The sequence below is a fragment of the Endozoicomonas sp. genome (assembly GCF_031844845.1).
GTDB lineage: Bacteria > Pseudomonadota > Gammaproteobacteria > Pseudomonadales > Endozoicomonadaceae > Endozoicomonas.
The window spans coordinates 1-12,444 of sequence record NZ_JAVRMB020000222.1; the positions used below are offsets into that span (position 1 = coordinate 1).

The 12,444-nt window shown below is 49.3% G+C and carries 11 protein-coding genes and 1 CRISPR repeat array; of the genes, 1 reads left to right on the forward strand and 10 read right to left on the reverse strand.

Going from position 1 to position 12,444, the window contains the following annotated elements; all coding sequences use genetic code 11:
* The 7 genes from ssb to cas2 (RM811_RS11660) all read right to left on the reverse strand — a co-directional run.
* Nucleotides 1-527 (reverse strand): single-stranded DNA-binding protein (ssb, locus tag RM811_RS11630; RefSeq protein ID WP_402524297.1); only part of this gene is annotated, 527 nt, incomplete at its 3' end.
* 122 nt (nucleotides 528-649) lie between these two features.
* Nucleotides 650-2,113 carry a DUF7017 domain-containing protein gene (locus RM811_RS11635; protein ID WP_402524300.1) on the reverse strand — a complete coding sequence of 488 codons (1,464 nt, stop codon included), beginning with the start codon at nucleotides 2,111-2,113 and terminating at the stop codon, nucleotides 650-652.
* Nucleotides 2,110-4,230: an ATP-dependent RecD-like DNA helicase gene (locus tag RM811_RS11640; RefSeq protein WP_402524303.1), complete on the reverse strand. Its 2,121-nt coding sequence runs from the start codon at nucleotides 4,228-4,230 to the stop codon at nucleotides 2,110-2,112. The genes RM811_RS11635 and RM811_RS11640 overlap by 4 nt, the downstream gene beginning before the upstream one ends.
* Before the next feature lie 256 nt (nucleotides 4,231-4,486).
* Nucleotides 4,487-5,270: a CRISPR direct-repeat array (repeat unit 36 nt; unit sequence GTCTTAATCCCCTTAAAAGCGGGGAGGTCCCAGGAC).
* Nucleotides 5,271-5,374: 104 nt separating this feature from the next.
* Nucleotides 5,375-6,313, reverse strand: a complete 939-nt coding sequence (gene cas1, locus RM811_RS11645; protein ID WP_402524305.1) for a CRISPR-associated endonuclease Cas1 — start codon at nucleotides 6,311-6,313, stop codon at nucleotides 5,375-5,377.
* Nucleotides 6,314-6,523: 210 nt separating this feature from the next.
* Nucleotides 6,524-6,823, reverse strand: a complete 300-nt coding sequence (gene cas2 / locus RM811_RS11650) for a CRISPR-associated endonuclease Cas2 (RefSeq protein WP_402524307.1) — start codon at nucleotides 6,821-6,823, stop codon at nucleotides 6,524-6,526.
* On the reverse strand, nucleotides 6,799-7,701 hold the full coding sequence (gene cas1 / locus RM811_RS11655) for a CRISPR-associated endonuclease Cas1 (RefSeq protein ID WP_402524310.1): 903 nt from the start codon (nucleotides 7,699-7,701) through the stop codon (nucleotides 6,799-6,801). The genes cas2 (RM811_RS11650) and cas1 (RM811_RS11655) overlap by 25 nt, the downstream gene beginning before the upstream one ends.
* A gap of 134 nt (nucleotides 7,702-7,835) precedes the next feature.
* Nucleotides 7,836-8,114, reverse strand: coding sequence for a CRISPR-associated endonuclease Cas2 (gene cas2, locus RM811_RS11660; protein ID WP_402524312.1), 279 nt, complete (start codon nucleotides 8,112-8,114; stop codon nucleotides 7,836-7,838).
* A gap of 174 nt (nucleotides 8,115-8,288) precedes the next feature.
* Between cas2 (RM811_RS11660) and RM811_RS11665 the strand changes: the two genes are divergently transcribed.
* Nucleotides 8,289-9,302, forward strand: coding sequence for a hypothetical protein (locus tag RM811_RS11665; RefSeq protein ID WP_402524314.1), 1,014 nt, complete (start codon nucleotides 8,289-8,291; stop codon nucleotides 9,300-9,302).
* Nucleotides 9,303-9,561: 259 nt separating this feature from the next.
* On the opposite strand, the gene RM811_RS11670 is transcribed toward RM811_RS11665, so the two are convergent.
* The 3 genes from RM811_RS11670 to RM811_RS11680 all read right to left on the reverse strand — a co-directional run bounded on the left by RM811_RS11670 (nucleotide 9,562) and on the right by RM811_RS11680 (nucleotide 12,223).
* Complete coding sequence (locus RM811_RS11670) at nucleotides 9,562-10,056, reverse strand: type II toxin-antitoxin system YhaV family toxin (protein ID WP_402524316.1); 495 nt, start codon at nucleotides 10,054-10,056, stop codon at nucleotides 9,562-9,564.
* Between the two features lie 2 nt (nucleotides 10,057-10,058).
* Entirely contained in the window at nucleotides 10,059-10,388 is a 330-nt protein-coding gene (locus RM811_RS11675; protein WP_402524318.1) for a type II toxin-antitoxin system PrlF family antitoxin, read from the reverse strand.
* 224 nt (nucleotides 10,389-10,612) lie between these two features.
* Nucleotides 10,613-12,223, reverse strand: coding sequence for a hypothetical protein (locus RM811_RS11680; protein WP_402524320.1), 1,611 nt, complete (start codon nucleotides 12,221-12,223; stop codon nucleotides 10,613-10,615).
* Between the last annotated feature and the right edge of the window lie 221 nt (nucleotides 12,224-12,444).

Here is a 12,444-nt window from a genome sequence, read left to right on the forward strand (position 1 = left end):
GGAATACTATCAGTATCATCATCCTGAAATTCAGGAACGGTTGCAGTCCGTTTTTCTACACTGTTTTTATTATCCATTACCACACTATCAACATTACCGGATCCTGGCGGGGGTGGAAAAGAGTTCTTTGATTCTACCGGATGGGGCACGGATTCCTGCCGGTATCCCATCCCAGCCTGTCGACTATCGAGCATCTGTAACTGGCCACCAAAACCATCCACCACCACTTCTGTGGTGTAATGATCCTGCCCATCCTTACCCAGCCACTTGCGAGTCTGTAACTTGCCTTCAACAAATACCTTCGAACCTTTGTGCAGGTACTGCTGAGCAATCTCAGCCAGTCGGCCAAATATCACGACCCGGTGCCACTCGGTTTTTTCTCTTGGCTGACCGGTTTCCCGATCCTTCCAGCGTTCACTGGTGGCAATATTGAATGAGGCGATCAAGCCTCCGGTTGATGTGGACCTTACTTCCGGATCAATACCAAGATTACCCACCAGTATGACCTTGTTAATACCTCGTGACATTATTATCCAACCTCTGCTTTTCTTATTTTTCCACCGGTTGTTAGATGAAATCATCGAAAAACAGGCATTCAGCCCGTAATTCCCAACCGTCCAACGCTATAGACTATGGACACTGGTTCAGATCAAACGTTCCCTGCGTTTATGCTTCCATCGAAACCAAGATGTATAGCCTTCCAGCCGATGGTTTGTTTTTTTCTATCGGTGGATTTAACACGGATAATGGAAACTGTTTGACCATCCATCGCTTCCGGAACCAAAAATGGCGAGACAAAGGTATCGTCCACAAAACCAAACCCCTTTGGGTTGACTCTCAATACTCCCGTCAGGGTTTCAACGCCCTCCATAACCACCGGATCACTGCAACCCGAAACAACGACTTCAACGCATCCCGGTTCTGGTTCCGCCAGCGTCAGTGCTACATAATCCCCGGGAGATGGCAGCTTGCGCTTACCAGAAGCATGCCGGTGTAAACCAAGACGAACCGATAGCGTTTCCCGCTGATTTAGATAAACATCGAACCCTTTCCCGGATTGGTGACACCGCTCCACGATGCCAGCACACTGGCGGGTTGGCCCATGCAAATAAGCCAGCGCCTTTGCAGATAACTGAGTGAGCACCGCCGGCAGTTCGGTCAGATCCACTGATTGGTCGTAGCCGCTGCCCTGAGTCAACGCAACAATATTCTGCTTTAACGCCCACCCCTGACTTTGATAAATACGAACCAATTGTTTAATAAACAATGAGCCTTCCCGGGCTTTACCCTGCGTCATATGCAACGGGGCAATGCCTCTTAGCAAAGGAATCGAAAACTGATCATTCACCGCACAGCCAATACCTTTGGCAAACAAGGCGACCTCCGCCTCATGGCCATCCTGCCGGTAGGTGGATGCCAGGTCTCCCCAGGCCCAGGACTCCGATTGCTTCCGACGTAAAACCGGCAGGATAAAATCCCGGGCCTCCCGGTTTTGACCTGCCAAAACCAGACACCTGGCCTGATCATAATCCAGCCAGAACTTATGCTGAACATCACGGCACTCAGCACGGGCACGATCCAGCAATGCCAGTACCGCTGCCAATGGTAATTGCCAATGCTTCCCGAAATTCTTCCAGGCTAAAGCCACTTTCCTCACACAGTTAAGCATCAGGCTGGGCGACTCTCCTCTATCACTCACATAAGGCGTCTTATCTTCATCATTAAACAGGCCGGCCTGATGCTGCATCACCAGCCGGATCAGTGTCGGAAAACAATCCATATTCTTTCGAAACAGAACCAGCAAACAGCGGTACTCAAATCCCCCCGTTGGTATCTGTAGCTGACCAATCACCTCCAGAACCCCCTCGATATCCCGGTATTCCCAATCATTAGGGCGATAGGCATTATTCTGCTGACCTCGCAACAGGATCGGTTGCAGGAAGCCTTTCAGGTAGTCATAACAGACCCAGAACAGCGCACCTCTCAGATAACGGTCCTGAGGATTTTCTGCCAATGCCGCAAATCCCGTATTCCAGGCACCGGGCAGATCACCGGCTTTCCTGAGCCGATTAACCTGTTGCGAAATGGGTTCAGCTACCACTGCCTGCATCATCCCTCCCCTGCCGAAAAATCAGACAACAATGACCGAACCTTATCGAGAACGCCGCCGCTGGCTCCGGGACCACCCACCGCTTCTACGCGGGTCCACTGTTCGGAACCGTTGTAATTGAAATCGATTTTTTTCACCCGAGAGCCATCGGAAAACCCAAGGCGCAGGCGGTAAGAAAGACTCTCCGTAGAAACCAGTTCCAGACCACTTCCCTGAATGGCCTTTTGCACACGCTCGCAAAATATCTGAATAAATGACACCTCTTCACCTGGCTCTACCGCACAGTGAAACAGCGCCTGCTTCAGCAAATTCTCAGCCTCAACCATCAATTCAGGATGACTTAAACGAAGCGTACCCTGCACATGGGTCGGCCTGTTTGAACGATTGTAAGAATATTGAACGACTGCCGTGTAATCGCCACGACAAAGGGTATAACGTTCGCAATAAGACAGGTGTTCAATACTGATAATTCCGATCCCCTGCTGGCTCCAGGCATCACGCAGCCGAAGATGCTGATCATAAAGTGGCTCCTGTCCGGGATTAAAGGCAAAACGCTGCCAGTCAGAATCGGTGTCCACCGAACCGGAATCCTTATCCGCAGACACCTCTGGCGCCACAGAAGGCTGTGCAGTATGCCCCCAGTCAAGACGGGAATAGCTGGAAAAACGGGGAGCAGAAATGGTCATCAACTGCGTTTTTGCCCGGGTGATAGCGGTATAAGCCCAGCGGAAAAAAGACTCGTTCCGGAGCCCCTGCTGTCCACCAAAATCCACTACCACCGTATCCCATTCACCGCCCTGGGCTTTATGACAAGTCATGGCATAACCATATTTGACCTGCAGTGCGTTGAACCAGGAGTCTTCCCGCAGAGCCTGCTGGAATTCAGCGGTTTTGGGTTTCAGACCTTGATGACGCTGCCGGAAGTCCACCAGCAGGGCACGCTGCTCCAGTGCTGTCAGGCTCCGTTCCCGAGACGCCAGCAGGTTCTCAATCATCAGGCATTCAATATACGTTTTCTGCCCATCAAAACCACGGTAGACCAGTTCCACCCTGCCAAAACTCAACAGCACCGGCTCGCTGACACCGCGCAGGATTATCTGACGACTCTCCGAAGTACCCAGCACCCGATTAACCTTGACCAGATCACCATTGGATAAACCATGCAAGGGGGCGTTTTTATTCACCAGTAGCTGTTCACCCTTCTGCACCGGTAATTGATAATTACCCCAAAGCTGTTCACGTACGGCCCGGTTATGATCCAGGGCACGGGCATTGCCGTAGGTCACCATAACGGACGACCTCTGACCACGGCTCTGGCATGAAGATCGCTGGTGTGAAGACAACACCTGCTGAATACCCTCAGCAACGGATACTCCGACGATTCCCGGCGGCTGGTCGGTAATATCAAAGGTGTTGAACTGCTGCTCAGCAATGGCGCTGCGAATCGTCGTTGCCTGTTCAAGAATGGCACTGCCACGAGCCTGTCGCTGTACTTCTGTCAGTTCCAATGCAGCGCAGTCCAAATGGAAGTGTTCCCGCAACCAGTCGCCAGACAACGCCGGTGACAGGGATTCCCCCACCGGGGGCAACTGCGCAGGATCACCAATAAACAGCACCTTGCTGCCCGTAGCCCCTTTTGCCCGTCCGGGTCGCGCAATGCGGGCATAGGTGAGTAAATCTTTTAACAGGCGTCCTGAGCCAAAACGCATACTGTCCTGTCGGCTCTCGGCATCACCCACCATGGAGGCTTCATCGACAATGTACAGGGCATGTTCATGGTCAGCCTGTTTCAGACTGAAGTGCAGGCATAAGCCGGCATCGTTAACGCTGCTGGCATGTTCATAGACTTCATAGTGCTCAAACTGATAAATCTGACTGTGAATAGTCGACGCAGAAACGCCAGTTTTAGAACCCAGAATTCGACTGGCGCGGCCAGTGGGTGCCAGCACATGAAAAGTGATCCGCTGCCGTTGCAACCCTGACAGCAGATGGGCTATCAGCGTGGTTTTACCGGTACCGGCACTCCCCCGGAGAATAAAGCAGTCATTGTCCCCACGGACAAAATCCATGATGGCGTCAATAGCCTGTTGCTGCTCTGCTGTGGGTGCCGGATGATTCAAGTCAATAACCTCAACTTTAAGAAATACTCAGCGTAGACAAGTGGCGACCAGATGATTCATTTTTTCGAAGCTGGCGTCTTGTCTTGAGTCAAATAAGCGTAATGGCTATTGGACAGGAAAATAGTGACGGCAAGCTTGCCTGGGGTGATTGGTTACATTTGGAAAGGGTCAGGAAAAAGCATCCGGGCGGGGATCAATGAATTTTCATAATCGGGATGTCTGAACTCGGTCGATCTCAAGCACCTGTGTTCTTTCGGTCTTAATCCTCTTGAAAGCGGAGCTATCCCGGGACGTGTGGTACGCGAATCTCAACAACTATCGCCGTCTTAATCCCCTTAAAAGCGGGGAGGTCCCAGGACAGCCCAGGGCATGGGATAGCCAGGCCGCCATCGTCTTAATCCCCTTAAAAGCGGGGAGGTCCCAGGACGCAGCGAAAGCCTGGACAACTGCCGACAAAGCGTCTTAATCCCCTTAAAAGCGGGGAGGTCCCAAGACTTAACACCCTCGATACTACAGACTGTGATGCGTCTTAATCCCCTTAAAAGCGGGGAGGTCCCAGGACATATCCATCCCCCAATCGCGGGAATGATGTTGGTCTTAATCCCCTTAAAAGCGGGGAGGTCCCAGGACGATGAAGGCAACAGCCAAGAAACCAGAGTTACGTCTTAATCCCCTTAAAAGCGGGGAGGTCCCAGGACGAATCCGAAACTGACAGCGGAACAGAACGAGAAAGTCTTAATCCCCTTAAAAGCGGGGAGGTCCCAGGACATCTGGAAATCATGAACGAGCAACTGACCGAAGTCTTAATCCCCTTAAAAGCGGGGAGGTCCCAGGACAAGCTGTGGAGCGTATCGAAGCTGAACAGGAGTCTTAATCCCCTTAAAAGCGGGGAGGTCCCAGGACGGAGAATGGACGCCATTTGAGGGCCGTTCGCGTGTCTTAATCCCCTTAAAAGCGGGGAGGTCCCAGGACAAAAACCGGTATTGAGCTGCACACTGGCGTGGGTCTTAATCCCCTTAAAAGCGGGGAGGTCCCAGGACTCCACAGCTCAAATAATACCCTGAATTCAACAGGTTACAAAGCCCCTTAGTCAACGGTGTTTTTTGACCCCGTTTTTCCATGCTCAAAAAGCCTTTTTACCGGATTAACCCGTTCCATATTGTAGAGCAGCCTGAGCCCATTTCAACGACAGCTTTTCCATTCTGCGCTCAACCATTCGAGACTGGGAAAGCCAGTAGCGAAACCAGACACTCAATCCTTCCGAGGTGAACCGACACCCTCCTGAAGCATCGTCTTCCGGTGCAGGGGTATTGAAATGGCACTGCCGAATATGGCCTTTAAGCACCTGTTCAATAATAAAAGACTCCAACGCCGGACGGAATAACTCGACCATATCCCAGGCCAGTGAAGCCCTGCCCGAGCAAGGTTGATGGTAAAAACCAGCGAACACATCCAGCCGTTGCCGTGTTAATGCCTGAACAGCCTGCTGGTAGGTCAGGGTAGAGCCAAACGACAGCATAGCATTCACCGGATCTTTTGGTGGTCGTCGGTTGCGTCCGGAAAACCGCCACTCATCTGGCAACAAACCGGCCATGGCCTGATACACTTTTCGTGCAGCATTCCCTTCTAATCCCAGTAAAGTGGGCCTTTCGGCTGCACTTATCTTACCCATCAGCTGTTTCACTGTAATAGCACTTTCCCGCTGACCCTGCTGACATAACCAAAACCATTGCTGTTTCAGTTTGCTTCGTACCAGTGCCCGGGCCATTCTCGTTGCTACCGCCCCTTCGCATATTCCCCGATACTGCCCCATGCGTTTGGCAACATCACTGGCCGGTTCCGACAGCAAAATAACCGGTGCTTCTGAACGGGGACGGTAAAAGCTCAAACCGATCCCTTTGCCGGACAACAAGTGCAGTACCGCAGAGTCCAGGTCGATGCAGGCCGTCACCACGACCTGCTTTAACCGCTGAAGCGAAATCGACGACGGTTGTTTTTCAGCTTGATCAGGGTAATGAATAACCAAACGTCCCTGCTCAGCAGAAAGACGAGCCCCTTTGTGATTGATAACCAGATTTTCCAACCTTACTCAGCCTCCTGCGGTTCCGCATCACCATAGAATTCCTCCCAGTCAGTGGCATCCATATCATCAAAACCGTCTGCCCAATCCTGCAGTTCATCGTCGTCCATTGATTCACCTCGTTTATACTTTGACCAATCGCCCTGTTCTCTTAACAGCCTATATCTGCACCAAACCATCGGGTTGCAAGACAAGCTTGCCTGCGGGCGTCAATCACCAGTCACAAATATCCGGAGCCGGACCAAAATCAATACACTCTGGCAACAATGGACGCCCATGCCAGTGTATTGATTGTCCGGCCTGTAGTGGGAAAATACGAATATCATCAACCATCTCATCCATAAGCTGCCGCAGTTGTGCCACTATCCCGTCCAGCTCTCGCCGGGTCAGCCGGGCGTAGAACACGGACTTTTGCAGAGCCAGTGCTTCCTGCCGTAGAAAACGGTGAATTTTTGCCAGCCGTGCCGGTTGCCGAATGTCATAGCAAATCAGCCATTGTTGTTCGCAGGCCATTGGGGCTCCCATTGATCTAGCTGATCACGATATACACGACAATATTTTAGTAACAGCCGCTTCCACATATTCCGCTGCTGCTCAAATAACGTCTGGTAACGCTTTAGCGCCGACGCTGATAACTGACACCCTTTTCCACTCTTCGCTGAAAAATCCCGGGACCTGAACACTTGCTGGTTAAATAACTGCATTACCCACACTTCTGCCATGGGGCGTAACGGCTCCATCAGGTCACAGGCCAGTGACTGACGATTGGCAGCGAACTCATGGAAGAACCCCAGGGCAGGATCAAGCCCAACCATCAGGCAGACTTCCCAGGCCAGCAGGTAGAGTTGGGTATAGGTCAATGACAACAGGGCATTCACCGGATCCGGTGGTGGCTGACGTTGACGACCGGTAAATCCAAGGCTGACCGGAGTCAGGTACTGAAAAACACCAAACCAGGCTTGCTGGGCCTTACCCTCAAGCCCCCGTAATGAATCCAGGTCTCCGGCATCCAGCAGTTCCTGCCGACATCTGGCAATGGTTCCCAGTGCCCTGGTCAGGGGCCGCCGGTGATCGGGACGGCGTACATGGCAACGCCATGCCTGTTTGTACAAATAGTGCAATTTGATCTGTAATCCCCGACGCACCCAGTGAATACGTTGTTGCTGATCACCGCACAGACAGAGTTGCTTAAGCCTCAAATTTGCTAATACAGAACCCGGTGGAACAATGGCAAAACTTCTGCGAAGCTGATGACTGTTGATATATACCAGCGCAATCCCCAACTCTCCGGCAGTACTGATCAATCGGCTGGGCAAACTGACAGAGTGAAGAAATACCAGGGTTTCCACCCGGCGCAGGGGGATTGTCTGCAAGGGTGCCTGCCTGCTCACGGCGAATCACCAGCGCAGCTCCCTGACATTCAAGCGCCTCGACCCGTTCGCTGATAATCAGATGTCGCATACACCTCCTATTCGTCCAACCGGCTCAACGACACAGCAATCAACAAAAGAATCAGCAAACCTGTTTAGCCAATCACCATCAGCGATTCAAACAGCGGGGATTCGTCCTGACCTAGCCGTATCACCTGTCTGGCCTGGCTGATCGGGAAACAAAACAGGGAGTCACCCTCGTCTATTAACGGTGCCAGTTGCCAGAACAGTTCAGCTTTTTCACGGGCATTCAGCCAACACTCAAATACGGATTTTTGTCGACCTTCACTGAGTTTACGCAGCGCATACAACGCCCGGTTACGATTCCGGTTGCTGGAAATGTCATAACACACCACCCATGGCTGCTGGCTCATACACCTCCTTTATTCGGTTGGTTTTTCTGGCCTTTCTAATAACGCCTTCAGCTCCCGGACTGATGGACAAAACACCTGTTTACCCGGATAAGCATACGTCGCCAGTCAGGCAATCGCAGAACAGGCAAGCTTGCTTAAACCCGTTAGTGTCATAGCGCCATTTATGCTGATGCCATGATTCAGATTTCCCTGCTGGGTGCAACCCGGCCACTGCGTAAAACCCTGATATTTAAACCTGACGGAAGCCGGGAGGTTATCCCGTATCCTTTGGTGCGCTGGTTTGAACGCTTGCAGTCACCCGAACTGTTCACCATAAATCACCTGGGGAATTACCTCGGCTGGCTTGAATATCAGCCACAGCTGGCGCTGATTCAGGGAAAGGCCTTGCCGGTTCTGCCTGAACAAGCCCTGGTGCGCAGGCTTGCTTATGATCAGGAAGATCATCCTGCCACCTTTCATGGGATGCCGGTTTCTCTTCTGATTCTGGATATTGACGGTCTTCCCCTGAGACAAAAACACGACATTCGTCGTCCTGCCACGATGATTCATGATGCCTTGGCGATATTGGGAGCAGGGTTTACGCAAACCCATTGCTACTGGCAACTCACCGCCAGCCAGCAACCGGATGCAAAGCGATTGTATGCCCGTCTTTATTTTCTACTGGATCAGCCCCTCAGCCTTGCGGCCATTAAACGCTGGGCCAATACCCGCAGGCAGGATGCCAATATTGATCCGGCACTCTACAGTTCAGTGCAAATGGTCTACACCGCCAGGCCGCATTTTATTGGCCTGGATGACCCCATTCCCTATCGCAGTGGCCTGCTGTATGGGCAAAGAGAACACCTGCCAGTTTCATTGCTGAGGGTGGCGTCACCGGAGCGTCACCGGAATAAAAAGCAGAAGGTAAAGACCTTTAACGAGCAGCCATTTCTTGCATCCCATTTCGGCGAACGCTGGATGTCACGCATTGGGTCAGAAGGCTTTTATCCGATGATTCAGGGGTTGATCGCCTGTGCAGCCTGGTACAGCGGTTATCAAACCGACTGGGAAAGTCTGAAGCAGGCAATACGACAAAAAGTTTCTTTTTGCGATCCGGATGGGCGAAGCACCGGGCATCTCAGAACTATTACCTCCAATGCCACCCTTGACTCATTGATTCAGGGGGCGCTGCGGAAGTTTGCCCGGTAGGTGATGATGAAACAGTGGGTTAGATGAGGCTTAATCTCCTTAAAAATGGAGACATTCCGGAACCACAGGTTGCAGCGGGGCATCTTTTATACGTAATCACATAAAGTGTCCGTCTGGACACCTTTACGACAAAGTCCATCATCATGACACGCATAACCCATGAAAATGGGTACTTTCATGAAAAACTTATTCAAAAATCAGGGAACCGGACAGCTTTCTTACGACCGGTTTACAAGGCAGTTTATTTATTTCAGGTGCTTTAAAAATCGTTGATAATATCATTCAGCCTGTTCAAACTGCCCCTGGCCTCTGAGAGCAATTGATTCCAGTTGTCTGGAGGGTATCCAGAGCCAAGAATTTTCTCAAATACACGATAGGCATCTGTTTTCTTTCCGTATGATCGTTTCTTTTTCTCATCATTGACCCACGCATAGACAATAATTTTCGATGATGAATCAAAGCGGAAAAACAGCCTGTATTGTTGAAAGAATTTTGCTCGAAACCAATGCTTATGATGATCACCCAGCGTTGAACCCTGACGATACCCGAGGATCGTGGGATCTTCAGGAATGACCTCAAATGCCAGCCTGGCAATAGCCGCCAACCGTTTGAAGGCATTCTTTTTAAAATAATGAACAGGGTCATTCGTTTTTAACAGGTTGACTTGTTTTAACAGGGTATCGATTTCATCAAGAAATAAAGGATGAGCAAAAATCGTCCATCCATTAATAACTATGCCTGTCTGTTCGCTCACAATTATTCACCCTCGTCATCGAGAGGTGCGTCAATATCAACCTCAACTCCATCAACCAGGCTTTTAATCTGGTTCAGTAAATCCGGCGTCAGGGCCTTTACTCGCTGAGGGTTTTCCTGAATATCTTTCGCTAAAAAACTTAAAAAGCTACTTAGGGCAGGGTCCGAATCATCGCTGTCAGCCCTGGAGAGCAGCACGCTGCCATCTAACTGAATGGTATAGCGAATCTTCTCCCGCTTACCCAGGCCCAGAGCTTTGCGAACCGTGTCTGGAACCGTGGTTTGGTACCGGTCTGTTAACGTCGATTCAGCAACTAATAGTGAGTTTTTCATAATAACTTCCATAATGAGCCACATGTTCTTAATCAACGGTAATGCAACTGCATTACCTCGTCAAATTATGACCTCTCAAGAACTATTGCAGTCCACTGGTATCCTGTGGATTTTTAGTCTACCTGACCCGTTTCAGACCCTAAGGATTCGTCCTGAAATAATTCCGACATTTCGAACTCGGTTTCCGTTCATCCTGAGCGGAGTCGAAGGGTGTTTAGCACGCTCTAAGGATTAGTCACGAAATAACTTCCCTGTTTTTTTTGCCACGGAGACACGGAGGCACAGAGAAAAGCCTTAAATAAAAAGCTTTTCTCCGTGTCTCTGTGCCTCCGTGGCCAAACATCTTTTCTGTGCTGAATAGCACCAGAAATGTGGAAGTTATTTCGGGACAATTCCTTAGCACCATCAAGAAATTGATTTTGTGGCATGGATTTGGTCAGAGCGTCGGTTTCTTTGTGAGCTTCTTCGCTTCGTGCTGTCAGACGCTTATCCATATCAGCTCTAAGTTTGCCCACTGACTCTTGAGCACTTGTGAAGTTGATGTTGTATTCTGAGCGTATATCATCAAACTCGGTCCAGCACAGGCCTCTGATCGAGTTTCTGGTTGATTTGAGTACTCCCTCGGGCAATTCTACTTGTACTTTGAAGTCACTCTTATCAAGTAATGAGCATTCAATGGGGTCGGGGTAGCCATCCAGAGGTAAGTAAATAGAGTCGATAATTGCGTGATGCTCGAGAATCGTAACCTTATTATTCACAATTGTTTTTGCGTACTGGGTTTTCTTGGATGAGGATAGGAGGTCTTCATAACCATCAACTAAAGGCTTGAAGAACAGGCCTTTATATTTAATCCCCTCTCTGGTTATTGTTGCCTGCCCGGTTCTCAAAAAATGTTTACGAATAGTGCCTTCATCAAGAGCCTTGATCTGACCACCAACATTTTCTATACCATGGTTAAAAAGCTGGATAGGAATAGGTGGAACCTGATCTTGCAGGCTGATATTGGATAGAATTCTAGGGTTTTTAATCAATGAATGGTTATGAAGATATATCAAGTCAATAAAATCGCAGTAAAGCATGGTAAATGTTTTAATTGATGATTTCCGGATGTCTGGATCACCGTAGCGTTTTTTGGCATAGTTTCCGTGAGAAGGGTCATAGATGGCTGCCCAGTTCTGTAATATATCGAACCCCTTTTCGACGGTACCCTTCCAGTCAGGTCGCTTTGCCGGTGTGTGTATAATGTGTATATTAAAGCGTTTTTGAATATGCTCTGGTACTGTCTTCCTTAGTTCGGCTTGATCTATGACAAGTTGCTTTGGTATGCCTTTAATTAAAAAATGAGAGTCACTTCTTAAAAAATCGTCATTGTCGTTATAGCCAATGGCGTCCAGAATTTTAGTTTTGTCTGAAGCCATGTTGACCAATGCCGCCAGTGCGTTAGCTCCCGATGGCTTTCCCAAACACATATGCCAACCAATAATGAACCGTGAGTAAACATCAATAATGACGTAAAAAGTTGGTTGGCCAATAAGGTTAAAAGGTGGATGGTGCGAACGAATGTAAAAAACAAGAACCGTTGCATCTATTTCAAACATATGTCCCGGGTAAAGCGTTTTTTTGGAACCAGTGATGGCTCTTCTGGTCAACATGTAGGTTCTATCACCTATTCTATTTTTTTCTCTTTTTTCTTTTGAGTAATGTGTGTAGTAATAACCTCTGAATTGTCTTTCAGTTGGCTTATTATTCTCTGGTAATTGCTTCTGGACGAGTTCAGTTATACCTGTGTCTTTATTTGTTACCTCCTCATATATAGGAGATCCATTACTGTCCATTTCAAACTTGTATCGCTCTGAATGGACAAGAAGGTTATGGGTTTCAAGGATGGATTTTCGATGTTTTATGATTTTATTTTCAATGTACAGCTTGAAATTGTCCTTGTCATTCTGTGTGAGCGCAACTCCTTTATCGGGATCATTATTGAATTATCGACCTCTTTTATTTCCAGGGGCTGTCTCTTATACACATCTCCGAGCCCACGAGACGTCCGTAAGCA